The sequence below is a fragment of the Luteibacter anthropi genome (assembly GCF_023699965.1).
Classification (GTDB): Bacteria; Pseudomonadota; Gammaproteobacteria; order Xanthomonadales; family Rhodanobacteraceae; genus Luteibacter; species Luteibacter anthropi.
Window position 1 is genome coordinate 2,620,040 of record NZ_CP077072.1, and the last position, 25,163, is coordinate 2,645,202.

The following is a 25,163-nucleotide window of genomic DNA, read 5'->3' on the forward strand; positions in this document are numbered from 1 at the left end:
AAGGCGCGCTCCTACATGGGTGGCGGTTTGCCTTTTTCCCGTTGCAGCGCAACACTTCGGTGAATTTGCCGGGTAACCCGGCATCCGCTTTCCCCACCAACCGAAGAGTCCCGTGAGCGAGAACGCAAACGCGCCGTTGCCAGTCAACGCGCCCTGGATCGTCATGAAGTTCGGCGGCACCTCCGTGGCCACCGCCGCACGCTGGCGCAATATCCTCGAGCTGGCCGCCAGCCGCCGCGCCGAAGGCGCCCGCGTGCTGATCGTGGTATCCGCCCTGTCCGGCATTACCGACGGGCTGAAACAGCTTTGCACTCACTCCGAACCCAAACGTCGCTCGGATGCGGCCTCCGCACTGGCCGATCGCCACCATGCCCTGCTCGCCGAGATGTCCCTGGCGATGCCGGATACCCTGGGTGCCCGCCTCGCGGACCTGGCCGGACTCGCCGACACCGGCGCGACCTTGCTGGGTGAGCTGGCCTGGCAGGCTGCCGTGCAGGCGCATGGCGAGCTGATGTCCAGCGCCCTGGGTGCGGCCTTCCTCAGTGCCAACGGTCTGCCCACCACCTGGCTGGACGCCCGCGAGTGCCTGCACGCCGTGGCCCTGCCCAACCAGAACGAGCGCACGCGACTGCTCTCGGCCATGGTCGAGCCCCACCACGACGCCGCGCTGTCGGCGATGCTGGCGGAGCGGGGCGAGGTCTTCATCACGCAGGGTTTCATTGCCCGGGATGACGACGGTCGCACGGTGCTCTTGGGTCGCGGTGGCTCGGATACCTCGGCGGCGTACTTCGGTGCGCTGCTTGCGGCGGCGCGTGTGGAGATCTGGACCGACGTGGCCGGCATGTTCAGCGCCAACCCGCGCCAGGTGGCCAGTGCCCGCCTGCTCCAGCGCCTGGACTACGAAGAGGCCCAGGAAATCGCCTCCACCGGGGCCAAGGTGCTGCATCCGCGCTGCCTGTCGCCGTTGCGCGAGCCGCGCGTGCCTCTGCTGGTGAAGGACACGAATCGTCCGGAACTGGAAGGCACGGTCATCGGCCCCGAGGTGCGCGAGCATGCGCCCAGCGTCAAGGCGATCAGTGCGCGCAAGGGCATCACGCTGATCTCCATGGAATCCGTGGGCATGTGGCAGCAGGTCGGCTTCCTGGCCGACGTGTTCGATGCCTTCAAGCGCCACGGCCTGTCGGTCGACCTCATCGGCTCGGCGGAAACCAACGTCACCGTGTCGCTCGATCCCACCGAGAACCTGCTCGATTCCGACGCCATCGCGGCGCTGGCGGCCGATCTCGCCCGCGTCTGCCGGGTGAAGGTCATCGCTCCGTGCGCGGCCATCACCCTCGTGGGTCGCGGCATGCGCTCGATGCTGCACAAGCTGTCGGGCGTGCTGGCGGAATTCGGCCAGCTGCGCGTGCATCTCATCTCGCAGTCGTCCAACAACCTCAACCTCACCTTCGTGGTGGACGAGGACGTGGTGGACAACATGCTGCCGCGCCTGCACGAGCTGCTGATCGGTGCCGGCGCGCTGCGCACCGACGACAGCGTGGTCTTCGGTCCCAGCTGGCAGTCGCTGTACGGCACCGGTGAACCGGTGCTGCCGGCCGCCGCATGGTGGCAGGCCGAGCGTCCGCGCCTGCTCGAACTGGCTGGCGAACGCACCCCGCGCTACGTCTACCACCTGCCCACCGTGCGTGCGCAGGCACGCCGGCTGAAGGCGCTGAACGCCGTGGATCGCGTGCATTACGCGGTCAAGGCCAACACGCATCCAGCCATCCTGCGCGCTCTTGCGGAAGAGGGTTTTGCCTTCGAATGCGTGTCGCCGGGCGAACTGGCGGCGGTATCGGCCGTGGTGCCCGAAAGCGCGCCGTTGCTGTTCACCCCCAACTTCGCCTCGCGTCGCGACTTCGCCGCCGCACTGGCGACCCGCGCCACCATCACCATCGATGCGCTGCATCCGGTGGAGCACTGGGGCGAGATGTTTGCCGGTCGCGACATCGTGCTGCGCGTGGACCTGGGCCGTGGCCTCGGTCACCACGACAAGGTGAAAACCGGCGGCACGGACAGCAAGTTCGGCGTGCCCATCGAACATGTAGACCGCTTCCTGCGCCTGGCCGATGCGGCCGGTGCACGGGTGATCGGCCTGCATGCGCACCTGGGCTCGGGCATCCTCGATGCCGGTCACTGGGGCGAGGTCTATTCGCAGCTTGCGGCGCTGGCCGAACGCATCGGCACCATCTCGGTGCTGAACATCGGTGGTGGTCTCGGGGTGCCGTCGCATCCGGGCGAGGCGCCGCTGGACATGGCCGCGCTCGATCGCGTCATCACCTCCGTGCGCCAGGCGTATCCGCAGTTCCAATTGTGGATGGAACCCGGGCGCTTCCTCGTGGCCGATGCTGGCGTGCTGCTGGCGAAGGTCACCCAGGACAAGGAGAAGGGCGCGAACGTGCGTTACCTGGGCCTCGATACGGGCATGAACAGCCTGATCCGCCCAGCGCTTTACGATGCCTGGCACGAAATTGCCAACCTCACGCGTTTCGGCGAACCCGCCACCACGATGTACCAGGTGGTCGGCCCGATCTGCGAGTCCGGGGATATCCTCGGCTCCGACCGGCGCCTGCCCGAATCGCGCGAGGACGATGTCATCCTCATCGCCCAGGCTGGTGCCTACGGTGCGGCGATGGCGTCGCGATACAACCTGCGTGACGAGGCCGACGAGGTGATCCTCCCGTGACAACCCGGTTCACCGATCCACGCGGAAGCCAGCGCTTCCGCTTTGTCCGCCATGCCTTCACCGATGGCGTGGCCGAACTGGCGTATGCGTTCGACGAGGGTCCCGAACTCGTCGAACGCGTGACCTTCCCCGGCGCGCCCCAGGTGCCGGCCGGACGCGAGGCCGCTTTCGCGGCGGCTCTGCGCCTGCTCCACATCGTCGCCGGTGTCAGCTACTACAAGGCGGGCATTCCGGAAACGATCGTCGTCGAGGGCGAGCCCCTCGACGAGGACAGCGCGTCGCTTGCCGACGCGCTGTACTTGCATGGCCTGGCCGAGTTCGCCTATCGCAACCGGCTCGACCTGCGTGGTCGCATCCGTTTTCCCTTCGAGGGCAAGGGCGGTGGTACCGCGCCGGCCGTCGGCCTGCCGCATCGCTCGCTGCTGCCCATCGGTGGCGGCAAGGATTCGGTGGTGGCCGTCGAGGCGGTGAAATCCATCGGTGCCGAGGCCACGGCGGTATGGGTCGGCAATTCGCCGCTCATTGCCGAATGTGCTGCCCGCACCGGCCTGTCCACGCTCAATATCTCGCGTGAACTCGCGCCAGGGTTGTTCGAGCTGAACCAGCTCGGCGCGTGGAACGGCCACATTCCGGTGACCGCGATCAACTCCGCGATTCTTACGCTGGCCGCGATCCTGTATGGCTACGATTCCATCGTGTTTGCCAACGAGCGTTCTGCCTCCGTGGCCACGCTGGAATACGACGGCCAGGAAGTGAACCACCAGTGGAGCAAGGGCTTCGGTTTCGAGAAGACCTTCCACGATTACCTGCATTCGCATGTCGCGTCCGATCTCGACTACTGCTCGTTGTTGCGGCCGTGGTCGGAGTTGGCGGTCACCAGTGCGTTCGCGCGCCTGGGTGGTGAATACTTCGGTGTGTTCTCCAGCTGCAATCGCAATTTCAGGATACTGGGCCCCAAGCCGGCGGATCGCTGGTGCGGGCAGTGTCCGAAGTGCCATTTCGTGTTCCTCGCGCTGGCGCCGTTCATGCCCAAGGCACGCTTGGTATCGATCTTCGGCCGTAACCTGCTCGATGACGAATCGCTGGCTGGCGCGTTCGATGCGCTGCTGGAATACAAGGATCACAAGCCGTTCGAATGCGTGGGCGAGGGCGCGGAAGCGCGCGCTGCGCTGGCCTCGCTGGCCGAGCGGCCGGAGTGGCGTGAAGACGCCCTCGTCTCGCGCTTCCGTCGCGAGATCCTTCCGCAACTGGACAAGGACGAACTGGATATCGATGCATGGCTGAAGCCAGGCGCATCGCATCTGGTGCCGGAACGCCTGCGCGGAGCGCTGGATGCACTGGGCTGAGCTCGACGGTCGACGCGTTGCCGTCTGGGGATTCGGCCGCGAGGGTCGCGCTGCGCTGAATGCGCTGGCGCGGCACCTGCCGGGGCAGGCGGTTGATCTGTATGGCTCCGCCGAGGAGGCCGATATCGCACGGAAGGATTTTCCTTCCGTGGCGGTGCACGCCGTCGCGCCGGACGCCGATGCGCTGGCGTCGTTCGATATCGTGATCAAATCGCCCGGTATTTCCGCCTATCGGCCGGAACTGCTGGCGGCGAAGGAGCGCGGCACCCGTTTTACCTCGGGCACGGCACTGTGGTTCGCATCACATGCTGATACGCGTAGCATCGCGGTGACCGGTACCAAGGGAAAGAGCACCACCTCTGCGCTCATCGCGCATCTGGCGCGGTCGCTTGGCGTGCGGACGGCGCTGGCGGGCAATATCGGCCTGCCGATGCTCGAACTCGATGACGGCGTGGCCGATCTGTGGGTGATCGAGCTGTCGAGTTACCAGACGAGCGAAGCCAGTGGTGTGGATCTGGGTGTGGTCACCAGCCTGTACGAGGAGCATCTCGACTGGCATGGATCCCGCGAGCGTTATATCGATGACAAGTTGAAGCTGCTGGCTGCGTCGAAGAATGTGCTGGTGAATGCGATGCAGCCGGCGCTGCTTGATCGCGCTCGTGCGCATCCAGGATTGCACACCTTTGGCGATATGGCCGGCTGGCATGCCGCCGATGGTTTCATCCTGCGTGGCGATGAGCGCATCGCGCCGGCCACGGCGGTGTCGGCGCCGGGGCTGCACAATGCCATCAACGCCTGTGCCGCACTGGCGGCGCTGGAACTCATGGGCTTCGATGCGAAGGCCGCGGTGCCCGCGTTGTCGACTTTCGCTCCGCTGCCGCATCGTCTGCAACCGCTGGGCGAGCGCGATGGCCTGCACTGGATCAACGACTCCATCAGCACCACGCCGCTGGCGAGCCTTGCTGCGCTGGAAAGCGTGCCTGGGCAGCGCGTGGCGTTGATCGTCGGCGGGCACGATCGCGGGCTCGACTGGGCGCCGTTTGTCGATGCCATGCGTAAGCACTCACCCGAGGCGATCGTCTGCGAAGGGGCCAACGGGCCGCGTATTGCGGCGGCGCTGGAGGAAGCGGGTGTGCGCAACGTGTATCGGGTGACGGACCTGGCGGCTGCGGTGGAGGCATCGCGGCGCGTGCTGGGTCACACCGGCTGCGTCGTACTTTCGCCGGGGGCGCCGAGTTTCGATCAGTTCAAGGATTACACCGAGCGTGGCAGGCGTTTTGCCGAACTGGCGGGGTTCGAGCCGAAGGTGGCTTCGATTCAGGGGATGGGGATTTTTTAGGGTTCGTCACCTGTGGTCGCGCGCAAGGCGCGCTCCTACAAGGCAACGCATTCCATCCTGCGCAAGGCAGTGCCATGTAGGAGCGCGCCTCGCGCGCGACCCCGCACGCCAACGCATCCCCATCCTGTGCGCCCCCGATTCAAAGCGGCCGCCTTCCGCGCGACCCGCACGCCAACACATCCGCTTCTGTAGGAGCGCGCCTCGCGCGCGACCGGTCAGGCGATAACGACCGTACTTACTCCGCTGCCGCGGCCAGCAACGTTCCCACTACGGCTGCCAGCGCCGCATAAAGCTCCGGCGGCACATCCTCACGCAACCTCACGGCCGCCAGCAGCGTCGCCATCTGCGGATCGAGCTGCGGGGCAAGTCCCAGCGCCTGCGCACGCTCCAGCATCGCCTTCACCCCGTCGGCGTCGATCTGCTGGTTCTGTCCGTTGCTGGTAGGGGAGGCGAGTCGCAGCGTGACACTGCGGCGCGGGGAAGGAAGCGAATGGGTCATGCGCGTGCTTCGAGCAGGACGGCGCTGTACGCGTTCGTCGGGGCAGGCAAGCCGTGCGTGCAGGAGAACTGATCGAGCTGTAGCCCACTCTTTTCCAGCAGATGGCGCAGCGAAAGGAAACTGTCTTCCAGGCGGCCCACCGTCTGCTCGTGCTGCGCCCAAAGGCGCACCGAAACGCGCGGCACGCGAAGCTGGATTTCCCCCTGCACGGCACCCAGCGTCGGCGGATCGATGGCAAAGCCGATCGTCCACAGGCCCTCGGCTTCGACCGCGCCGGCCTTGCCTTCCTCGATACGCAGCTGGAGCACGTCATATCCACGTACGCCGGCCAGCGGAATCTCGACCATCCACAGCCCATGCTGCGGCTGGGATTCCAACTGCCCGATCTCGACGCGGGCCAGCGCGGCGCGGACATCGGTGCGCAGGTTGGCGACGAGGGTTTCCACCTCGTCGTCCGCGATCGCCAGTTCGGCGGCGCGCGGCTGTGCCACGAGGGCGCGCTGCGCCAGCGGCGGGGGAGTGTCGGCCAGGGTCCGTGGCGCCGCCAGTCCGGGGCGCGCCGTGGGCAGGTCGGCCAGCGCGCGGCGCAGCGCAAGCAGGGCCGCCTTGAAATCATCGGCGGCCGGAGTGGATTCGTCCGGTTGGGCGAGATGGGCTTCCAGGAAGCTGCCACTGCGGGCGATGGCCTCCTTCATGCCCAGCGGCGTGGCCACGTCGGCGGGCTTGTTGATCGAGGCTTCCAGCGTGGCGAGCGCGGCGCGCAGCGGGGCCGGAAGCGCCCGGGCCACCGGGCTGCGGGCCAGCTGCGCCAGCACGCCGAGCAGGGGCGCGTAACCGTTCTGCTGGGGAAGCCGCTCGCGCAGGCCCTGCATGGCCACGCGCTCATCCAGGCTGGCCATCAGCACTTCCAGTTGGGGCTGCGCACCCTGGGTCAGCACCCGCACCTGGAACTGCTGGGGGAGCTGGGTGCCGGTGGCATCCGCCTCGACGGCGATGCCGCCGATATCCAGCAGCACCTTGCCCACGTCGTTCTGGCCCATGATGCGTGCCGACAGCAGCGTACCCACCCGCCATGCATCGACGGCGGCCGTGGTGCCTGCGGCCGCGCCGGCCCACAACTGGGCGGCGAGGCTGGTCGGCTGGATGATCAAGGGCAGGTCCTCCGGGGGCCTGGGCGGGCCCCGGATGGGCGCGCTCCTATGGGATAAGGATCGGCCTGCCCGGCAAGAACTTTAGGCGGGTCGGCCGCACGGGCCGAGTCCGCTAGAATGGCACCCATGACCAATCTTCCCTTCGAACTCCTCGCCACCGACGGCGCGGCCCGGCGCGGTCGTCTCCGTTTCGGCCGTGGCACCGTGGAAACGCCCGCCTTCATGCCGGTGGGTACCTATGGCTCCGTGAAGGCCATGACCCCGCGCGACGTCCTGGACACCGGCGCGGAGATCATCCTCGGCAACACCTTCCACCTGTTCCTGCGGCCGGGGCTGGAGATCGTGGGCGAGTTTGGCGGCCTGCATCGCTTCATCGGCTGGGACAAGCCGATCCTGACCGACTCGGGTGGCTTCCAGGTGTTCTCGCTGGCACACAAGCGCAAGATCACGGAAGAAGGCGTCACCTTCGCCTCGCCGGTGGACGGCTCGAAGGTATTCCTGTCGCCGGAGGAATCCATGCGCATCCAGAAGGTGCTGGATTCCGACATCGCGATGATCTTCGACGAATGCACGCCGTATCCGGCTACGGAGAAGGTCGCCTCCGACTCCATGGAGCTGAGCCTGCGCTGGGCCGAGCGCTCGCGCCAGGCGTTCAACGACCTGCGCAACCCGAACGCCCTGTTCGGCATCGTCCAGGGCAGTACCTATGAGAATCTCCGTGCCCGTTCGGCCTCGAAGCTGATCGAGATCGGCTTCGACGGCTATGCCGTGGGCGGCCTCGCGGTGGGTGAGCCGGAGGCCGAGCGCAACCACACCCTCGACTTCACCCTGCCGATGCTGCCGAAGGATCGCCCGCGCTATCTCATGGGCGTGGGCCGGCCGGAGGACATCGTCGAGGCCGTGCGCCGGGGCATCGACATGTTCGACTGCGTGATGCCCACCCGTAACGCCCGCAACGGCTTCCTGTTTACCCGGGAAGGCACGTTACGCATACGTAACGCGAAGTTCGCCACCGATACGCGCGTGATCGAGGAAGGTTGCGATTGCTACGCCTGCGCCAACGGGTTCTCCCGCGCCTATCTGCGCCATCTCGACCGCTGCAACGAGATCCTGGGCAGCCAGCTGGCTACCATGCACAACCTGCGTCACTACCAGCGGCTCATGGCCGGTTTGCGTGGCGCGATCGAGGCCGGCACGTTGGATGATTTCGTGGCCGACTTCTACGAGGCCCGCAAAAAGGCGCAGGTGGACGGCCTGTAGAGCCTTGCGGCTTGCTCGCATCGCCCCAAAAGCCGTGACGGGGTGCGGTTCATTACCGCCGGGGCGCGTGGCATAATCCACGATCTTTTTACGTGAACGGTCGCTTTTCCTTGATCGTTCCATGACTTGCGAGAAATCCGATGAGCCTTACGACGTTTGCCACCGTTGCACAGCAGGGCGCCGCCGGCGCCACCGCCGGCGCTCAGCAGGGCGGAGCCCTCGGTCTTTCCCCGCTCATCATGATGGCGGTGCTGTTCGGCATCTTCTATTTCATGATGATCCGCCCGCAGATGAAGCGGCAGAAAGAACACCGCGCACTCCTGTCCGCTCTCGCCAAGGGCGACGAGGTGGTGATGAGCGGCGGCATGGCCGGTCGCATCGAGGACGTCGGCGAATCCTTCGTCCGTGTCGAGATCGCCCCGGGCACCGTCGTGCAGGTGCAGAAGGGCTCGATCACCCAGGTGCTTCCCAAGGGCAGCCTGAAGAAGTCCTGAGGGCTTTGTCCTCACCCGAGCGTCAGCCGCGGCCGGTTTCCCCGGCCGCCTTCATGGAACGTAATACATGAGTGATTTTCCACGCTGGAAGTACGCGCTGGTCGTGATCGTGCTGCTGTTCGGCATCGTTTACGCATTGCCGAACGTCTTCCCGCCGCAGCCGGCGGTGCAGGTTTCCGGCAACCGCGGTGCCGCGGTCGACGCCTCCCTCAAGAGCAAGATCCAGACCCTGCTCGACACCGCCAAGGTGCCGGCCTCGTCGATCGACGTCGACGACAAGGCAGGCCGCCTGCTCGCCCGCTTCGGTAATGCCGACGCCCAGTCGAAGGCGTCCGAGACGCTGCGTACGGGCCTGGGCGATGACTACACGGTGGCGCTCAACCAGGCATCCACGGTGCCGGGCTGGCTGCAGGCCATCAGCGCGAACTCGATGCCGCTCGGCCTCGATCTCCAGGGTGGCGTGCACTTCCTGATGGAAGTCGACCCGAACGCCGTGGTCGACGCGCAGGAAACCCGTTACACCGACGACATCCGCGCCCTGCTGCGCGAGAAGAAGGTCAACTACGACTCGGTCAACCGCAATGCGCGCGGCCAGGGCGTGAACCTCGTGCTGCGCACCGATGCCGACCGCCAGCAGGCTGCCGCGCTGATCGGCACGGATTACCCCGAGCTGCAGGTGGCCGACGGTCCGTCCAGCGGCAACCGCTTTACCATCAACGCCACGATCAAGCCGGCCAAGCTCCGCGAGCTGTCGCAGGCCATGATCACGCAGAACCTCACCACGCTGCGCCAGCGCGTCAATGCGCTGGGTGTGTCCGAGCCGCTGATCCAGCAGCAGGGCGCCAACCAGATCGTGGTGGAACTGGCGGGCGTGCAGGACACGGTCGAAGCCAAGAAGATCATCGGCGCCGTGGCCACGCTGCAGTACCGCGCGGGCCTCTACACGCCGCAGCAGGCACTCGACGCAGCCCGTTCGGGCAACATCCCGCCCGATGCCAAGCTTTACTGGGATCGCGATCACCAGCGCCCCTACCTGCTCAGCAAGTCCATCATCGCCACCGGCGACGAGCTGATCGACGCCACCTCGGGCCGCGACCAGCAGAACGGTTCGCCGAACGTGAGCGTCACGCTCAACGCCGCCGGCGCGCGCAAGATGCAGGACTTCACCAACAACAACGTCGGCAAGCCGATGGCGGTGCTGTACATCACGCGCACCACCGAAACCAAGATGGTCGACGGCAAGGAAGTGAAGACGCCGAAGATCACCGAGGAAGTCATCAACTACGCCAACATCAGCAGCCCCTTCGGCAAGAAGTTCCAGACCAACGGCCTGCCGTCGGACTCGGAAGCCTCCGAGCTGGCCTTGCTGCTGCGCGGCGGTTCGCTGGCCGTGCCCATCGATATCGTGGGCGAAAGCGTGATCGGCCCCAGCCTGGGCGCCGACAACATCGACAAGGGCTTCAAGGCAGTGATGCTGGGCCTGGGCCTCGTGCTCGTGGCCGCCGCCATCTACTACAAGCTCTTCGGCCTGGTGGCCGACATCGCCCTGTTCTTCAACCTCGTGTTGCTCGTGGCCGTGATGTCGCTGATCCACGTGACCCTCACCATGCCGGGCATCGCCGGTATCGTGCTGACACTGGGCATGGCGATCGACGCCAACGTGCTCATCTGCGAACGTATCCGAGAGGAACTGCGTAACGGCTCGTCGCCGCTGGCGGCGATCCGCACGGGTTACGACAAGGCATGGGCCACCATTCTCGATGCCAACGTCACCCACCTGCTCGCAGCGCTCGGCCTCATGACCATGGGCTCGGGCCCGATCAAGGGCTTCGGCGTCACGCTCTTCATCGGTATCCTCACCTCGATGTTCACGTCGGTGACGGTGACCCATGCCATCACGGCGCTGATCCACGGCGGCCGCAAGCTCAAGACCCTGTCGGTCTGACGGGAGGGACGCCATGGAAATCTTCAATCACAACTCGAACTTCAACTTCCTCGGCCTGCGCAAGTACAGCATCGGCCTTGCGGTGTTGCTGATGGTCGCCTCGCTGGCCCTGATCGGCGTGCGCGGCTTCAACTACGGGCAGGACTTCCTGGGCGGCGTGGCTGTGTCGGTGGCCTTCGATCATCCGGTCGATACCAATGACGTCCGCGTGGCCCTCGAAAAGAATGGCCTGGAAAATCCCCTGGTGCAGGCCGTGGGTGGCAATCGTGAAGTCACGGTGCGCCTCCAGCCCAAGGATGACAGCAAGCAGGCAGCTACCAACGAAAAGGGTGACGAGGTGGCTTCCAAGGTAGCCGCCGACGTCGTCACCGCCATCAAGGTGGGCCGTCCCGACGCGACCATGAAGAGCTACTCCTTCGTTGGCCCGCAGGTGGGCGAGGAACTGCGTAGCGACGGCATCGTGGCCGTGATCTTCGTGATCGTCGGCATCATGGGCTATCTGTGGATCCGCTTCGAGAAGCGTTTCGCGATCGCCGCGCTGGCGACCGAAGTGCACGACGTCCTGGTCACCCTGGGTATCTTCGCCCTGACCCAGCGTGAGTTCGACCTGACGGTGCTGGCCTCGGTGCTGGCGGTGGTCGGTTACTCCATCAACGACAAGGTGGTGGTGTTCGATCGCGTCCGCGAACTGTTCCGGTCCAGCCGTAACGCCACGCCGGAAGAAGTGCTGAACCGTTCGATCAACAGCACGCTGTCGCGAACCATCATCACCTCGCTGTTCACCGGCATCACCATGGCGGCGCTGTTCTTCATCGGCGGCCCGGTGGTTCACGGCTTCGCCATCACGATGCTCATCGGCATCCTGGTGGGCACGCTGTCGTCCATCTTCGTCGCCAGCCCCATCCTCCTGTGGCTGGGCGTGTCCAAGCAGGACCTCATGCCGCGCACCAAGGAAGATCCGGAACTGGAGCGTCGCCCGTAACAGGGCGTATCTCCGGGCAAAGAAAAACCCGCCATCGGCGGGTTTTTCTTTGCTGTCACGACCTCGTCCCTGAGATTCAGTGGTCGTCGCCATCCTCGAGGGCGCCTTCGGTGTCGTTGGCCAGAGTGACCACGACATAGGCGGACCCGACGAGTGAAGCGCACAACCAGGCGTATACCATCTGGATCGCCGTGCGAGGAATCGCGGCGGCTACCCTCGGCGTAAGCGCCAGGCCAACGAGGCCGACGATCGCGAGGATGGCGGCGGCGGCCCACGCCAGGCGCCGGGATGGCGACGTGGTGGTGGTGACGTTCATGGTGTTCAGCTGCCCCTGTTTGTTTCGTGTCACACCGCGTGAAGGATGCGTGACGGTGCTTGATGTAGGAAATACCCTACAAAAACTTGCGCGGCAAGTGCCAAAAACCTGAACGATGCCCTTGCTATTTTCATGTGCTTCTTGCAGGACGAATGGCAAATTCCTGCCTGCTTTGAATTTTTTTCTTTTTGAGGTCCCATCGATGGCTGAGCGCTCATTTCCCGGTTTCACACTTCGCAGCAGCGCCACCAGGGATGGGAGCCGCTTCAAGGCGCTTATATCCTCCCACCCCGTCGCGAGCGGGTTTCCCAGCTACTTCACCGTCTACGACAACCGCAGCTTCCGGGAGGAATCGGTGGCCGCCGAAGCCGCTGAAAAGGCGCTCGGGCTTGTCCTGGAGGTGGATGAAGAAGGCACGCCGGTCTTCGTCGAGGGAGAAACCGGTTTTGACGACGACCGGCCGGGTGCCGGGCCCGGTGAAGAGAGCGGCGAAGACGATGGTGAGAATGAGGACGACGAGGACGAGGGCAAGGACTGAACCCTGCGCTCAGTGATGGGTGGTGCGCATCGCGTCTTCGACGGCCTTCAGCAGGCTGCGCCGGTCGTAAGGCTTGGGCAGGAACGGGGCCAGATCGCCCAGACGGTCGGCGGCGTGGTACGCGTCGCCCGATACCACCACGCAGCGCACCGGATTGCCCAGGCGGCGGAGTTCGCGAACGAGCTCGATGCCGTCCATGTCGCCGGGCATGTTCACATCGGTGAGCACGAGCAGGATCTCCCGATGCAGGCCCAGCTCCACGAGCGCCTCGCGGGCGTTCATCGCGGTAAGCACGTCGTATCCCGCGGTCTCCAGGACGAAACTGGTGATGTCGAGGACGTTGCGATCATCTTCGACGACCAGAACGGGTCCTTTGGTGGCCATGCCGGCTCCATGCGAGAACTTCGATAGCACTGTCCGCTTCCATGTGTCGGGATGGCGTGAGAGTGGTGCTTGACAGGTGAAGGGCCGGCGTTGCGTGATAGAGGTGTTCAGGGGGCAGACGAACGGCGGGCGAGTCATGAGCGACTGGGAAGGACGGTACCGGCAATTCGTCGAGGCGTCGGCCGACTGCATGAAAGAACTGGATCGTGATGGCGTGATCCGGTTCGTATCGGGACTGGGGTGTGCTGCGCTGGCGCCGGATGGCCCGGAGCGGCTTATCGGTCGCCGCTGGGTCGATCTGTGGCCTGTGGAGGCGCGCGACATGGTGGCGCGGGCGCTGGATCGTGCCGCGACAGGCGATCGCGTGGATTTCGTAAGCGTCCGCGAAACCACGCTGGGAGCATCCCGCTGGTGGGAAGTGATGGTGGCGCCGGTGGTTGCGGGCGATGTCCTGGATCACTTCATCGTCATCAGTCGTGACGTCACCGAGCGGGTGCAGTTGCAGACAGCGCTGGAATCCATCAACGAATTGCTCCAGGACCGCCTGAACGAGTCCGTGGCCCGTTCGCTCAGTGCATCCACGCGTTACGGCACCTTGCTGGAGCGCCTGGAGTCCGAGCACGGCGCCCGGGAGGATGCGGAGAGCCGTCTTGCCGGTGTACGCGAGCAGCTGGACATGGCCCATAGTGCCCTCGACCTGGCCGAAGCCAGCGCCCGCCAGGCACAAAAACAGCATGCCATCGGGCAACTGGTAAGCGGCGTTGCCCATGACTTCAACAATATGTTGCAGACGGTCATCGTCAGCCTGTCGGGTCTGGAAGACGAGGCCACCAACCTCACGCCACGTCAGGGCCGGATGCTCTCCTATGCGATGGAGGGAGCCCGCCACGCCACGGCCCTCACCCGGCGTCTGCTCGCCTTCGCCCGCAACCAGCCGGAGCGCGCCGAGCCGGTGGAACTGGGCGAGCTGGTGAATAGCTTCGCCGACTTCGCACGTCATGCCATGGGCGGCCGGGTGGGGATACGGATCGAACGGCGGGACGGGGCGCTGCCCGTTTGGGCGGATCGTCACGCGCTGGAGCAGGCCCTGATGAATGTGTGCCTCAATGCACGCGATGCGATGGGCAATGCAGGCGACATCCGGATCGAACTGGGTGAACGCCCGGCGGCCTTGCCCCATGAACGCACCTTGCGTGAATCAGCTTCGGGCGTGCAGGTGTACGTGAGCGTGGCCGATACCGGCGGCGGCATGCCCGAGGAAGTTCGCCAGCGCCTGTTCGAGCCCTATTTCACCACCAAGGAAGGGGGCTCCGGCCTCGGACTGGCCCAGGTCTACGGCACCATGGCACAGGTGGGCGGCGGGGTGGAGATCGAGAGCGAGGCGGGAATCGGTACGCGGATTCGGCTCGTTTTCCCAAGGTATCCGGGACCGCTCACACTGGCGGAGTGATTCATGGACAAATCGTGATGGAATTCCTCAATTTGGCGAGCAACCAGCCGATAACGGAAACGACTGGGAGGAAGTGAAGTCATGTTGGTCATTATCGGTTCGATTATCGTCCTGGTCTCGGTGCTGGGTGGCTATGTTCTTTCGCACGGCACCATCGGGGCGCTGTGGCAACCTTACGAATTGCTGATCATCTTCGGCGCGGCCCTGGGTGCGTTCATCAGCGCCAACCCGCTGGATATCGTGAAGCGCTCCGCCAGCGAAGCCCTGGCCCTTTTCAAGGGGCCGAAGTACCGCAAGCAGGATTACGTGGACCTGCTGTCCCTGCTCTATGACATCTTCACCAAGATGCGCAAGGAAGGGCAGCTCGGCATGGAGGCCCACATCGAGGACCCGGCGAACAGCACGCTGTTCTCCGCGTACCCGAGGTTGATCGCAGAACACCACCTCATCGATTTCATCACCGACTGCCTGCGCCTGATCGTGGGCGGCAGCATGGACCCGCTTGAGCTGGAGCAGCTGCTGGAAGTAGAGCTGGAAACCCACCATCACGAGGCGCTGGCACCGGCGCTGGCGGTGCAGAAAATGGCTGACGCGTTGCCGGGCTTCGGCATCGTGGCCGCCGTGCTGGGTATCGTCATCACGATGCAGGCCATCGAGGGTGACACCGCGATGATCGGCCTGCATATTGCTGGCGCGCTGGTCGGCACCTTCCTGGGCATCCTGCTGTCCTATGGTTTCATCGGGCCGCTTTCGGCCGCGATGGAGTCGCGGGTGAACACCGACGGCAAGGCATTCGAATGCGTGAAGGTCGGGCTGATGGCCAACCTTCGCGGCTACAACCCCATGGTGGCGGTGGAATTCGCACGCAAGTCGCTGCACTCGGGCTCGCGCCCGAGCTTCCAGGATCTGGAAACGCACCTGAAGGGTGCCCGGTAAGTCGTCATGAGCGAGCTGAAGCAGGTTGTCATCATCCGGCGTCGGCGCAAGGGCGGCCATGGTCACCATGGCGGTGCCTGGAAGGTCGCCTATGCCGACTTCGTCACGGCCATGATGGCGTTCTTCCTCGTGATGTGGCTGGTGGGCGCGGGTACGAAACAGCAGCGTGCCGCCGTGTCGGAATACTTCAAGAATCCCAGCATGACGCAGGGACAATCCACCATGGCGCCGTCGGGAAAACTGGGGCCGGGTGGGGCGAGCACGAGCATGATCAAGCTCGGCGGCGCGATGGACCTGCCCAAGGGTCCGGGCGACCAGCAGGCGTTTGCCAAGCCCACCGACGCCGATGTAGATCGCCTGGCGAAGGAGAAGGAAAAGAAACGCCTCGAACAGCTGATGAAGGATCTCGAGGACGCCATCGCCAAGAGCCAGGCCATGGCTCCCTACAAGGATCAGTTGCTGCTCGATATCACGTCCGAAGGCCTGCGCATCCAGATCGTCGACAAGCAGAACCGTCCGATGTTCGATACGGGCAGCGGCGCGCTGAAGGTCTACACCGTGCAGATCCTTCACGAACTGGCCGGCTTCATCAACCAGGTGCCGAACCAGATCAGTATTTCAGGACATACGGACAATGCGCGGTATGTCCGTGCCGACAGTGCCTACGGCAATTGGGAACTGTCCGCCGACCGTGCCAATGCGGCGCGTCGTACCCTGGTGGAAGGCGGCATGCAGGCGGAAAAAGTCGCCCGCGTGGTGGGCCTTGCCGCGTCCGTACCCTTTGACAAGACCGATCCGTCATCGGCAGTGAATCGTCGCATCAGCATCGTGGTGATGACCCAGCAGGCGGCCAGGGCCGCGGCCGAAGTGGCGGGTGAGCCGGCGCCTTCCGATACACCGCGGGCACAGGGTGGCTCCCAGGCCGGAGCCCGTGGTGACCCCGCAGCGACGGCTCCTCCGATCGGCACGGCCGCGGTTTCTCTGCGGATGGCACACAACGGCTGAGTGGCCTGACTGGCGAATGGACGTCCATTCGCCATCGGCCGCGATCGTGCCGTCTTCGGCCCGCAACGACCGCCACTTGCAACGGTCATCTTCCCCCGTCAGTATCGGTTGCCTGGGGGAGGAAAACCGCAGTGGACAATCACAGCAAGTTTCGTGTGGTGGCCAAAGCCGTAAAACATCACGGCGATGAAGGCCACGTGTTCTACCGTTCGAGCTACCGTATCCTCGATCACATCGGTGAAGAAATCGATGCCTGTGACGGTGCGGTGGATCATCCCGATGTCACCAGCGCTTATAACGAAGCGTTTGCCCTGGGTCGCGAGCGATTGCGTGAGCTGGCCGCGGAATCGGTGCCGTGACGTAGCGGATCATTTGCCTGCGACGATATCGCGCAGTTCTTCCAGCTGCGCCGGCGTACCCACATTGCGCCAGAATCCCGTGTACTTTTCCGCGGAAAGCTGCCCTTGCACGATGGCGCGTCGATACATCGGACCCAGCTTGAACGCGCCGGGTGCTTCACCCGCCACCAGTGCGGGACGATAGACGCCGATGTTGCCGAAGGTCAGTCGCTCCGCGCCGGCGGGTGCGTTTTCGTCATGCAGGTGCCCCTCGTATAGCGAGAAGTCGCCTTCCGGATGAAACGCCGGATTCGGCACCATCACCAGATGGGCCAGGCCATCGGGCTCATGCGGCAAGGTGGCGTAATCGACATCGCTCCATATATCCGCGCTCACCACGATGAATGGCACGGTGCCCAGCAGCGGAAGCGCCTTGAGCATGCCGCCGCCGGTTTCCAGTGGTTCCGGGCCTTCATAGGAATAGCGGATACGTACGCCCCATGGCGCACCATCGCCCAGTGTTTCGGGAAACCGGTCCGCGAGATGCGCCGTATTGATGACGATATAGTTGACGCCGATCGCCGCAAGCTTCTCGATGTGATGCACGATCAGCGGCTTGCCATGCACCTCGAGCAGCGGCTTGGGCGTGACATCGGTGAGCGGACGCATGCGTTCGCCGCGCCCCGCTGCCAGGATGAGTGCATGCCTCATGCCGGGCTTGCCATCCGGATGTCGCGTCCGCCAATCTTCGCTTCGATGAGATCGGCGAGCGGCGCCGTATCGGCATGACGCCGCGCCGTGTCGAGTACATAACGCAGTACACGGGGAAGATCGGCAAGGTAGCCCGGTTTGCCGTCGCGATAACAAAGCCGGCAGAACAGGCCGAGGATCTTGATGTGACGCTGCAGGCCAGTAAGGTCGAACCAGCGACGGAAACGGTCGGTGTCCACCGTTTCGTCCAGCATGCGCGCATCGAGCAGGCGCAGGCGATACGCCTCGACCCAGCCTTCCACCCGTTCGTTGTCCCATACGATGTAGGCATCGCGCAGCAGCGACGCGAGATCGTAGGTGATCGGGCCCGACATGGCGCCCTGGAAATCGATGACGCCGGGAGAGCGTTCTTCCGTCACCAGCAGGTTGCGACTGTGGTAGTCGCGATGCATGAAGGCGCGAGGCTGCTCCGCAATGGTGCGCATGATGGTGCTGAACGCATTCTCGATGACGTCCCAGTCGCCGCACGCCAGCGATACACCAAGATGCTTTTCCAGCAGCCAGCTGGGCATCAGTTCCATTTCCATGGTCTGCCAGGCGTGGTCGAAGGCTGGCAGGCCGCTGGTATCCACGTGCATCTGCATGCGCAGCAACGCGTCGAGCGCTTCGCCGTAAAGTGCATCCACCGTGCCCTCGTTCAACTCGGGCAGGAAGGTACGGGTGCCGAGGTCCTCGATGAGCAGGAATCCCTGCTCCAGATCAGCCACCATTACCGTCGGCGTATGCAGCCCGGCGCCATGGAGGCGCTTGCCGATCTCCACCCAGGGAGCGGGGTTTTCCTTCTCTGGCGGGGAGTCCATCACGATGACCGGCTGGCCGTCGACGTAGCCGCGCCAGTAGCTGCGGAAACTGGCGTCCGCGGAGGCGGGTTCCAGGTCGAGGGAGGGCAGGCCGGTGGCGTGGCGGGCCCAGGCCAGGCGCGCGGCGGAGCGATCGTCGGTGGCGGTCATGCAGCGGATCGTAGCGGATGTGGGGCGCGAGCTTAGAGGGTTTGCCGGTCACTGTCATAGCCGGGCCGTGGCGCCGCGGGGGCACGGCTCCCCCGTCCGGTGGTACTAAGGCGGCGCTCTGGCGTGTACGCTTCGTTTCTTTTGGAAGCCCGGGCGCCTCATGGCTCTTACCCCTGATCCGCGGATCGGCATCATCGGTCTCGGTTATGTCGGCCTGCCGCTGGCCGTCGAATTCGGCAGACACTTCGATACCCTCGGATTCGATATCGATCCGAACCGCCTGGCCGAACTGCGCGAAGGTCGCGACCACACACGCGAAGTGGATGGGCAGGCGCTCGCCACGGCCGCCCGCCTTCGCTACAGCGGCGAGCTGGCGGATCTCGCCGGCTGCAACGTCTATATCGTCACGGTGCCTACGCCCATCGACGAAGCCCAGCGGCCGGATCTTTCCCCGCTGGAAGGCGCCTGTCGCATGCTGGGCGGCCTGCTGAAGCGCGGCGACCTGGTGATCTTCGAGTCGACCGTGTATCCGGGTACGACCGAAGAAATCTGCGTGCCGATCCTGGAGGCCGGTTCAGGGCTGTCGTTCAATGTCGATTTTCATTGCGGCTATAGCCCCGAGCGCATCAACCCGGGCGACCATGCGCGCCGCGTGATCGACATCCGCAAGCTTACCTCGGGCTCGTCGCCCGCGGCGGCCGAACGCGTCGACGCGCTGTACCGCACGATCATCCGCGCCGGCACGCACAAGACGTCCTCGATCCGCATCGCGGAAGCGGCCAAGGTCATCGAGAACGTGCAGCGCGACGTCAATATCGCCCTGGTCAACGAACTGGCCCTCATCTTCAATCGCCTGGGCATCGATACGGGCGAAGTGCTGGAAGCCGCCGGTACCAAGTGGAATTTCCTGCCGTTCCGTCCGGGTCTCGTTGGCGGCCACTGCATTGGCGTCGATCCGTACTACCTGACGCACAAGGCGGAAGTCACGGGGTATCACCCGGAGCTGATTCTCGCCGCACGACGTATCAACAGCCGCATGGGTACCTATGTGGCCGACCGCGTCATCCGCCTCATGAGCGAGCGACGCCTGCATATCGTGGATGCGCGCGTGCTGGTGCTGGGGTTTGCCTTCAAGGAAAACTGCCCCGACCTGCGCAATACGCGGGTGATCGATATCGTGCGTGAACTGCGCCAGTCGATGGCCGATGTCGATGTCTACGATCCGTGGGTCGAAGCCGACGAGTGCGACCGCGAGTATGGCGTACGGCCGGTGACGACCATCGATGAGGGCGCATACGACGCGGTGATCGTGGCCGTGGCGCATGACGAGTTTCGCGATTTCGGCGCGGAAAGGATTCGTGCGTTCGGCAAGCCCGGTGCCGTGCTTTACGACGTGAAATCGGTGCTTCCGCAGGACGCCGTGGACGGGCGCTTGTAAAGACGCGGGACGACCGACCTGGTTTCGACACCAGCGATCAACTTACGATAACCCTGTAGGAGCGCGCCTTGCGCGCGACCGGGTGATCGCGAAAACCGGTCGCGCGCAAGGCGCGCTCCTACAAAGGGCTGCGAAAAAAGACCCGGCTTCTCAGCCGGGTCAATAAGGGGAGGAGACGCCGTGCGATGGGAGAGTCGCACGGCGCCGATGTCGTAGTGATTGTTATCAGAGGTCGTAGCGCACCGCGAAACGGAAGTAACGCGGGGTCGAGAAGGTGATCGGACGCATGTAGGTCACCACCGGGGCGCCGGCGGCGCTTTCGCCCACTTCGATCACGCTGGTCTTGCGCTGCTGCGTGAACACGTTGAACACGTCGATGTTGAAGCCCAGCTTGTGATCGGCGAACGCCGGACGGTACTCGGCACCGATGTTCAGCTGTTCCGTCCACGGCAGGCGGCCACGCGAACCACGCGGCGACACCTTGCCGTCGCAGTAGAAGTACGACGCACCGTAACGGATCGGGTCACCCGGGGCCACGCCGATGCAGTTCACCGGACGACCGGACGCCACCGTGAGGTTGGCGCTGAACAGCCATTCCGGGGTCATCTGGTAGTAGCCGTACGCCTTGAACTGGTGCTTGCGATCGTTCGGCAGCGGACCGTTCGAACCTACCATGATTTCCGGTGCATCCCAGTCCTGCGTCACCGACGGGTCACGCTGGCCGATGTCCGACTTCAGCATGCCTTCGGAGTTGCCGTAGCTACGCGAGAACACGTAGTCGAACTTGCCGTACCACTTCTGGCTGAACTGGTGTTCGGCGTACAGGTTGAGCGCGTAGTACTGGCGCTTCAGGTCCGGGAAGCCCACGCCGTTGTTGGTGAAGTCCTGCTTGGTCAGCGTGACGTCGCGGTAGTTGCCCTTGCCGTCCATGTCTACCTGGAAGGTGTTGCTCTTGCCCGGGTTGAACAGGTAGCAACCCGAGATGGTGGCGTGGCTCATGTCGACGTTGTTGCGCTTGCCCCAGTTCGAGAACGGACGCGAGTCGCAGAAGTCGTCGATGGAGCTCTTCAGCTTGCGGTAGGTCGCCTTGGCACCGACCACCCACTCGCTGTCCAGCATCTTGTCGAAGCCCAGGATGTATTCGTCCTGGTAGTACGCGCCCATGCCCTTGGCGGCGATGGTGCGCGGGTCGGGCTGCGTGCCGTCGTGACCGTTGGAGGCATATTCGCTGCCGTTGGGCTTGAAGCCGACCGGCACGCCGGTCACCGGATCGACGCTGTCGAAGGTGCCGTACTGGCGCAGGAAGTACGAGCCCGACGCGGCGCGCACCGCCACGTTCGACGGGATGGCGAGGTGGTAGCGACCGGCGTTGCCGTAGATCTTCAGCGACGAGTCGCCGTAGACGTCCCAGGTGAGGCCCAGGCGCGGGGCGAGCTGGTGACGCTGCTTCACATAGACGTCGCCGTTACCGTTGATGTTCTTGAACTGCTCGTTACGCAGGCCGACGTAAGCCAGCCAGCGATCGTTGATCTGCCAGTGGTCTTCGATGAACTGGGCTTCCTGTACCGTCTTCACGTTGGACGCGGCGTAGTAGTAAACGCGCTGGACGTACTTCGTGGTGCCCTGGGGGAAGAGCACATCCGGGTAGCCGGCCACCGTACGGGCGTAGGTACCGTCTGGGTTCTTCTTCAGGTCGCCGTAGGACCAGTAATAGGCGCCGCCCTTGGCGCGACCGGAATCCGGGCCTTCGTAGAAGTTGCCCGCGAAGGATTCGAGGGTCTGGTTGTCGAGACCGGCGCGGATGTCGTGGTCACCCAGGCGGTACTCGACGTCGAGACGCCAGCCGTGGGTCTTGTCCTTGGCACCCGGGGCGATCATCTGGCCCTGCAGGTAGCAGCTGGGCGGGAAGACGGTCTTGCCGTTCTGCGTGTAGTTGCCGCTGATCAGCGGGCATTCGCCGCCGATGCTGTTGGTGCTCTGCACGTGGTCGGACACGCTGCGGCCGTACAGGGCATTCACCGTGAGGTTGTCGGTGAGGTAGCCGGTGTACTTGCCGATATAGACGTCACCACCCGGGGTGGCGCCGGCCGTGCCGTAGTTTTTGGTGCTGATCGAGCCGCGGTAGGCGCCGCGCTGGCCGGTGGTGTAGCTGTAGCCGTAGATCTGGTCCTTCTCAGTGGTCTTGTCGCTGAAGCCGGTGAGCTCAAGCAGGTGGTTGTCCGAGATGTTCCAGTCGATCTTGGCGAGCCAGCGGCTGGTCTTGGTGACCCAGTTCATATCGGTCGGCGCGGCGGTGGAGGCGCGCGTGAAGCCGTCCGTCTTGATGAAGTCGCCGGTGGCGTAGAGGAACAGCTTGTCCTTGATCAGCGGGCCGCTGACGTAGGCCGAGTATTCGGTGCCCGTGCTCTTGTTCTTGTGGCGGTCCTGGTAGAGCGTGCCGTTGACCAGGTAGATGTCGCGCGGGGAGTCGCGCAGGCCGCTCGGGGTGTAGACGATCTGGCCGCCGGCCTTCCAGGTGTTGCCGCCGCGCTTGGTGATCATGTTGACCACGCCGCCGGTGGAGCGACCGTACTCTGCGCCATAGCCGCCGGTGTAGATCTGCTGCTGGTCGATGGCGTCGTAGGGCAGGCTGGTGAGGCCCAGGCCCGTGAGCGCGTTGGTCACGGCGTAGCCGTTGACGTAGTACTGGTTTTCCGCTGCCGACGAACCGCCGAACGAGGCGACGTTGCCGTAACGGCCGTCGCCACCCACGGCACCCGGGGCCAGCAGGGCGGCCGAGGTGACGTCACGGGCGATGGGCAGCTTCTGCAGCTGCTCGGAGGTGAGCACGGTGCGCGAATCGACCGACGAAACGTCGATGGACGGCAGCACGTTGCCGGTGACCTGCACGCCTTCGAGGTCGTGGGCGGACGACGAGGAAGCGGCTTCAGCGGCGAACGACACGTCGACGCCGGTGCCGACCTGCACGGTGACGTTGTCACGGCTGCTGACGGTGGCGCCGTCGCGCAGGACCGAGATCTTGTAGCGGCCGATCGGCAGCGACGAGGCGCGGTAGCGGCCTTCGCCATCGACGTTGATGTCGCGGGTCAGGCCCGTATCGAGATTTTCCAGGTGTACGACGTTGCCCTGGCCAGCCGCAACGCGACCGAAGACGACGCCCGAAGCATTCGACTGCGCGTGAGCGGTACCGACCACCGCAAGCCCGAGGGCGAGCGCGAGAGCGGTGGGACGCAGGATGCTGCGGACGGGAGAGGAATAAAACATGCAAAAAGCCCCTACCGGACCCTGCCACGCAGGGCCCCGATTCGATGAACAGATGAGCGGCGCCCATGGGGGAATGCCGCGTGGATGCCCCGTTTACTTCGGCTGTCGACCTACCCAGCGACAGATGAAGAACGTCAGGCTATGACTGTTCTAGAGCAACATTTTGCGATTGTCAAATTCTTGTGAATCTGTTGTGACAGTTATATCTCAGGCATGATTCTGCCGAAAATGAGCATATTCTCAACGCGGTCAGCCACGTAAAAAGGCCGGCATTCCTGCCGGCCTCGTAAAATCCTGCACTTCGTTATCTGCCCGGAAGCGGGTATCAGGACAGGTTGTAGCCCCGCTCCTCATGCAGGGCGATATCCAGGCCGACCTGCTCCTGTTCCTCGTCCACGCGTAGGCCCACGATGACATCCACGAGTTTGAGAATGATCCACGTGGACACGAGGCTGTAGACCACGGTGAAGGCCACGCCCTTGCACTGGATCCACAGTTGCAGGCCAAGGTCGGTCACGGAGCCGAAGCCGCCGAGTACGGGCGCGGCCAGTGGTCCGGTCAGCAGGGCGCCGACGATGCCAGCCACCGCGTGCACGCCGAACACGTCAAGGGAATCGTCGTAGCCGAAGTGACGCTTGAGCCGCGTGGCGCAGAAGAAGCACACCACGCCCGCGATGAGGCCCAGCACCAGCGCTCCACCGGGGCCGCAGGTGCCGGCGGCGGGTGTGATGGCAACGAGGCCTGCCACCGCGCCGGAAGCAATGCCCAGTACGCTCGGGCGACGGTGGGTGAGCCACTCCACGACGGTCCAGCCGATCGCTGCGGCAGCGGTGGCGATCTGGGTCACCAGCATGGCCATGCCGGCGCTGCCATTGGCCGCCACGGCGGAGCCGGCGTTGAAGCCGAACCAGCCCAGCCAGAGCATGCTGGCGCCTACCAGGGTGTAACCCAGGTTATGCGGCGGCATGGGCGTGTGCGGATAGCCGCGCCGCTTGCCGATCACCAGGCAGCCGACCAGGCCGGCGATGCCCGCGTTGATGTGCACCACGGTGCCGCCGGCAAAATCGAGCACGCCCAGGTCGCCGAGGAAGGCGCCTGGGCCGCCCCACACCATGTGCGCCACGGGCAGGTAGGCCACGGTGAACCACAGGGCAGTGAACAGCAGCAGGGCGGAGAACTTCATGCGTTCCGCAATGGCACCCACGATGAGCGCCGGGGTGATGATCGCGAAGGTCATCTGGAACATCACGAACACCGCTTCGGGCACGGTGTTGTACAGGCTGTCGGGCTTCAGCCCGGCCAGCATCGCGTGGCCGAGGCCGCCGACGAAGGAATGCCAGCCGGTTGTTCCTGCGGCCATGCCGGTGGTGTCGAAGGCCACCGAATAGCCATAGACCACCCACAGCACCGTGACCAGCGCCGTGATGGCAAAGCACTGCATCAGCACCGAGAGCAGGTTCTTCGCGCGGACCATGCCGCCGTAAAACAAGGCCAGCCCGGGAATCGTCATCAGCAGCACGAGCATCGTGGCCGTGAGCATCCACGCGGTATCGCCTGAGTCCAGCTTTGCAGGAGCGGCGAGGGCCAGGGTGGGAAGAAGACAGGGGAGGCCGAATAGGGTCTTAAAGCGCATCGGCGTCCACCTCCTGGGTGCGGATGCGGATGGCTTGTTCCAGCTCCATCACGAAGATCTTGCCGTCGCCGATCTTGCCGGTACGGGCGGCTCCGCTGATGGCCTCGATGGCGCGCTCCACCTGCTCGTCGGTGACGGCAATCTCGATCTTGAGCTTGGGCAGGAAATCCACCACGTATTCCGCGCCGCGGTACAGCTCGGTGTGTCCGTGCTGGCGGCCGAAGCCTTTCACCTCGGTCACCGTCATGCCCTGCACGCCCACCTCGGCAAGGGCCTCACGTACGTCGTCCAGCGTGAATGGTTTGATGATCGCGTTGATCCACTTCATGACAGCGCCTCCCGTATCTGGACTACGGGAGACTCAGCAGGATGCGTGCCAGTGGATCGCGCCTTGTGCAC

22 protein-coding genes are annotated in these 25,163 nt (G+C 64.7%); 13 read left to right on the forward strand and 9 right to left on the reverse strand.

All coding sequences use genetic code 11. From position 1 onward, the window contains the following. Positions 1 to 163: 163 nt before the first annotated feature. The 3 genes from KR767_RS11535 to murD are packed head-to-tail and all read left to right on the forward strand — an operon-like array spanning position 164 to position 5,410. Positions 164 to 2,725, forward strand: coding sequence for a bifunctional aspartate kinase/diaminopimelate decarboxylase (locus KR767_RS11535; protein WP_250879153.1), 2,562 nt, complete (start codon positions 164 to 166; stop codon positions 2,723 to 2,725). Further along, positions 2,722 to 4,071 (forward strand): UDP-N-acetyl-alpha-D-muramoyl-L-alanyl-L-glutamate epimerase, encoded by a 1,350-nt coding sequence (murL, locus tag KR767_RS11540; RefSeq protein ID WP_250876418.1) that lies wholly within the window; start codon positions 2,722 to 2,724, stop codon positions 4,069 to 4,071. Before KR767_RS11535 ends, murL begins: the two co-directional genes overlap by 4 nt. Further along, positions 4,058 to 5,410 (forward strand): UDP-N-acetylmuramoyl-L-alanine--D-glutamate ligase, encoded by a 1,353-nt coding sequence (murD, locus tag KR767_RS11545; protein WP_250876419.1) that lies wholly within the window; start codon positions 4,058 to 4,060, stop codon positions 5,408 to 5,410. Before murL ends, murD begins: the two co-directional genes overlap by 14 nt. 235 nt (positions 5,411 to 5,645) lie before the next feature. On the opposite strand, the gene KR767_RS11550 is transcribed toward murD, so the two are convergent. Both KR767_RS11550 and fliK read right to left on the reverse strand, forming a co-directional pair. Beyond that, on the reverse strand, positions 5,646 to 5,909 hold the full coding sequence (locus KR767_RS11550) for a flagellar biosynthesis protein (RefSeq protein ID WP_250876420.1): 264 nt from the start codon (positions 5,907 to 5,909) through the stop codon (positions 5,646 to 5,648). Then, positions 5,906 to 7,060, reverse strand: a complete 1,155-nt coding sequence (gene fliK, locus KR767_RS11555) for a flagellar hook-length control protein FliK (protein WP_250876421.1) — start codon at positions 7,058 to 7,060, stop codon at positions 5,906 to 5,908. Before fliK ends, KR767_RS11550 begins: the two co-directional genes overlap by 4 nt. A gap of 126 nt (positions 7,061 to 7,186) precedes the next feature. Between fliK and tgt the strand changes: the two genes are divergently transcribed. From tgt to secF, 4 genes are all read left to right on the forward strand, one after another. Next, positions 7,187 to 8,320 carry a tRNA guanosine(34) transglycosylase Tgt gene (gene tgt, locus KR767_RS11560; protein WP_166947586.1) on the forward strand — a complete coding sequence of 378 codons (1,134 nt, stop codon included), beginning with the start codon at positions 7,187 to 7,189 and terminating at the stop codon, positions 8,318 to 8,320. A gap of 140 nt (positions 8,321 to 8,460) precedes the next feature. Continuing rightward, a complete protein-coding gene (gene yajC, locus KR767_RS11565) occupies positions 8,461 to 8,814 on the forward strand; it encodes a preprotein translocase subunit YajC (protein WP_166947588.1) in 354 nt (117 codons plus the stop codon). Between the two features lie 67 nt (positions 8,815 to 8,881). Next, positions 8,882 to 10,759: a protein translocase subunit SecD gene (secD, locus tag KR767_RS11570; protein WP_250876422.1), complete on the forward strand. Its 1,878-nt coding sequence runs from the start codon at positions 8,882 to 8,884 to the stop codon at positions 10,757 to 10,759. A gap of 13 nt (positions 10,760 to 10,772) precedes the next feature. After that, the gene (secF, locus tag KR767_RS11575; RefSeq protein ID WP_166947592.1) at positions 10,773 to 11,741 is read left to right on the forward strand and encodes a protein translocase subunit SecF; all 969 of its coding nucleotides are present in this window, start codon (positions 10,773 to 10,775) and stop codon (positions 11,739 to 11,741) included. A 76-nt stretch (positions 11,742 to 11,817) separates the two neighbouring features. On the opposite strand, the gene KR767_RS11580 is transcribed toward secF, so the two are convergent. Continuing rightward, on the reverse strand, positions 11,818 to 12,057 hold the full coding sequence (locus tag KR767_RS11580; RefSeq protein WP_166947594.1) for a hypothetical protein: 240 nt from the start codon (positions 12,055 to 12,057) through the stop codon (positions 11,818 to 11,820). A 202-nt stretch (positions 12,058 to 12,259) separates the two neighbouring features. On the opposite strand from KR767_RS11580, the gene KR767_RS11585 reads away from it, so the two are divergent. Further along, the gene (locus KR767_RS11585; RefSeq protein ID WP_250876423.1) at positions 12,260 to 12,595 is read left to right on the forward strand and encodes a hypothetical protein; all 336 of its coding nucleotides are present in this window, start codon (positions 12,260 to 12,262) and stop codon (positions 12,593 to 12,595) included. 9 nt (positions 12,596 to 12,604) lie between these two features. Here KR767_RS11585 and KR767_RS11590 read toward each other — a convergent pair whose 3' ends face one another. After that, the gene (locus KR767_RS11590; RefSeq protein ID WP_250876424.1) at positions 12,605 to 12,979 is read right to left on the reverse strand and encodes a response regulator; all 375 of its coding nucleotides are present in this window, start codon (positions 12,977 to 12,979) and stop codon (positions 12,605 to 12,607) included. Between the two features lie 136 nt (positions 12,980 to 13,115). Between KR767_RS11590 and KR767_RS11595 the strand changes: the two genes are divergently transcribed. The 4 genes from KR767_RS11595 (at position 13,116) to KR767_RS11610 (ending at position 16,729) form a co-directional block, all read left to right on the forward strand. Then, positions 13,116 to 14,429, forward strand: a complete 1,314-nt coding sequence (locus tag KR767_RS11595) for a two-component system sensor histidine kinase NtrB (RefSeq protein WP_166947598.1) — start codon at positions 13,116 to 13,118, stop codon at positions 14,427 to 14,429. 81 nt (positions 14,430 to 14,510) lie between these two features. After that, complete coding sequence (gene motA, locus KR767_RS11600) at positions 14,511 to 15,365, forward strand: flagellar motor stator protein MotA (protein ID WP_166947600.1); 855 nt, start codon at positions 14,511 to 14,513, stop codon at positions 15,363 to 15,365. Positions 15,366 to 15,371: 6 nt separating this feature from the next. After that, positions 15,372 to 16,370 carry a flagellar motor protein MotB gene (gene motB, locus KR767_RS11605; protein WP_166947602.1) on the forward strand — a complete coding sequence of 333 codons (999 nt, stop codon included), beginning with the start codon at positions 15,372 to 15,374 and terminating at the stop codon, positions 16,368 to 16,370. A gap of 131 nt (positions 16,371 to 16,501) precedes the next feature. After that, complete coding sequence (locus KR767_RS11610; protein WP_166947603.1) at positions 16,502 to 16,729, forward strand: hypothetical protein; 228 nt, start codon at positions 16,502 to 16,504, stop codon at positions 16,727 to 16,729. 9 nt (positions 16,730 to 16,738) lie between these two features. Here the strand turns inward: KR767_RS11610 and murU are convergent, their stop codons facing one another. Both murU and KR767_RS11620 read right to left on the reverse strand, forming a co-directional pair. Next, positions 16,739 to 17,419, reverse strand: coding sequence for an N-acetylmuramate alpha-1-phosphate uridylyltransferase MurU (gene murU / locus KR767_RS11615; RefSeq protein WP_250876425.1), 681 nt, complete (start codon positions 17,417 to 17,419; stop codon positions 16,739 to 16,741). Then, positions 17,416 to 18,429: an aminoglycoside phosphotransferase family protein gene (locus KR767_RS11620; protein ID WP_250876426.1), complete on the reverse strand. Its 1,014-nt coding sequence runs from the start codon at positions 18,427 to 18,429 to the stop codon at positions 17,416 to 17,418. The genes murU and KR767_RS11620 overlap by 4 nt, the downstream gene beginning before the upstream one ends. A 160-nt stretch (positions 18,430 to 18,589) precedes the next feature. Here KR767_RS11620 and KR767_RS11625 point away from each other — a divergent pair, with 160 nt between their 5' ends. After that, positions 18,590 to 19,867, forward strand: coding sequence for a nucleotide sugar dehydrogenase (locus KR767_RS11625; protein WP_250876427.1), 1,278 nt, complete (start codon positions 18,590 to 18,592; stop codon positions 19,865 to 19,867). Positions 19,868 to 20,092: 225 nt separating this feature from the next. Here the strand turns inward: KR767_RS11625 and KR767_RS11630 are convergent, their stop codons facing one another. The 3 genes from KR767_RS11630 to KR767_RS11640 all read right to left on the reverse strand — a co-directional run bounded on the left by KR767_RS11630 (position 20,093) and on the right by KR767_RS11640 (position 25,092). After that, positions 20,093 to 23,131 carry a TonB-dependent receptor gene (locus KR767_RS11630; RefSeq protein ID WP_250876428.1) on the reverse strand — a complete coding sequence of 1,013 codons (3,039 nt, stop codon included), beginning with the start codon at positions 23,129 to 23,131 and terminating at the stop codon, positions 20,093 to 20,095. Between the two features lie 325 nt (positions 23,132 to 23,456). Next, entirely contained in the window at positions 23,457 to 24,764 is a 1,308-nt protein-coding gene (locus KR767_RS11635) for an ammonium transporter (RefSeq protein ID WP_250876429.1), read from the reverse strand. Beyond that, on the reverse strand, positions 24,754 to 25,092 hold the full coding sequence (locus KR767_RS11640) for a P-II family nitrogen regulator (RefSeq protein WP_166947615.1): 339 nt from the start codon (positions 25,090 to 25,092) through the stop codon (positions 24,754 to 24,756). Before KR767_RS11640 ends, KR767_RS11635 begins: the two co-directional genes overlap by 11 nt. Between the last annotated feature and the right edge of the window lie 71 nt (positions 25,093 to 25,163).

Coding starts and splice junctions, on each gene's coding strand:
- motA (WP_166947600.1), top strand. CDS start 14,511: ATGTTGGTCATTATCGGTTCGATTATCGTCCTGGTCTCGGTGCTGGGT.
- murU (WP_250876425.1), bottom strand. CDS start 17,419: ATGAGGCATGCACTCATCCTGGCAGCGGGGCGCGGCGAACGCATGCGT.
- murD (WP_250876419.1), top strand. CDS start 4,058: ATGCACTGGGCTGAGCTCGACGGTCGACGCGTTGCCGTCTGGGGATTC.
- KR767_RS11635 (WP_250876429.1), bottom strand. CDS start 24,764: ATGCGCTTTAAGACCCTATTCGGCCTCCCCTGTCTTCTTCCCACCCTG.
- tgt (WP_166947586.1), top strand. CDS start 7,187: ATGACCAATCTTCCCTTCGAACTCCTCGCCACCGACGGCGCGGCCCGG.
- KR767_RS11585 (WP_250876423.1), top strand. CDS start 12,260: ATGGCTGAGCGCTCATTTCCCGGTTTCACACTTCGCAGCAGCGCCACC.
- KR767_RS11590 (WP_250876424.1), bottom strand. CDS start 12,979: ATGGCCACCAAAGGACCCGTTCTGGTCGTCGAAGATGATCGCAACGTC.
- KR767_RS11640 (WP_166947615.1), bottom strand. CDS start 25,092: ATGAAGTGGATCAACGCGATCATCAAACCATTCACGCTGGACGACGTA.
- secF (WP_166947592.1), top strand. CDS start 10,773: ATGGAAATCTTCAATCACAACTCGAACTTCAACTTCCTCGGCCTGCGC.
- KR767_RS11630 (WP_250876428.1), bottom strand. CDS start 23,131: ATGTTTTATTCCTCTCCCGTCCGCAGCATCCTGCGTCCCACCGCTCTC.
- KR767_RS11550 (WP_250876420.1), bottom strand. CDS start 5,909: ATGACCCATTCGCTTCCTTCCCCGCGCCGCAGTGTCACGCTGCGACTC.
- KR767_RS11535 (WP_250879153.1), top strand. CDS start 164: ATGAAGTTCGGCGGCACCTCCGTGGCCACCGCCGCACGCTGGCGCAAT.
- KR767_RS11620 (WP_250876426.1), bottom strand. CDS start 18,429: ATGACCGCCACCGACGATCGCTCCGCCGCGCGCCTGGCCTGGGCCCGC.
- KR767_RS11625 (WP_250876427.1), top strand. CDS start 18,590: ATGGCTCTTACCCCTGATCCGCGGATCGGCATCATCGGTCTCGGTTAT.
- motB (WP_166947602.1), top strand. CDS start 15,372: ATGAGCGAGCTGAAGCAGGTTGTCATCATCCGGCGTCGGCGCAAGGGC.
- KR767_RS11595 (WP_166947598.1), top strand. CDS start 13,116: ATGAGCGACTGGGAAGGACGGTACCGGCAATTCGTCGAGGCGTCGGCC.
- KR767_RS11580 (WP_166947594.1), bottom strand. CDS start 12,057: ATGAACGTCACCACCACCACGTCGCCATCCCGGCGCCTGGCGTGGGCC.
- yajC (WP_166947588.1), top strand. CDS start 8,461: ATGAGCCTTACGACGTTTGCCACCGTTGCACAGCAGGGCGCCGCCGGC.
- secD (WP_250876422.1), top strand. CDS start 8,882: ATGAGTGATTTTCCACGCTGGAAGTACGCGCTGGTCGTGATCGTGCTG.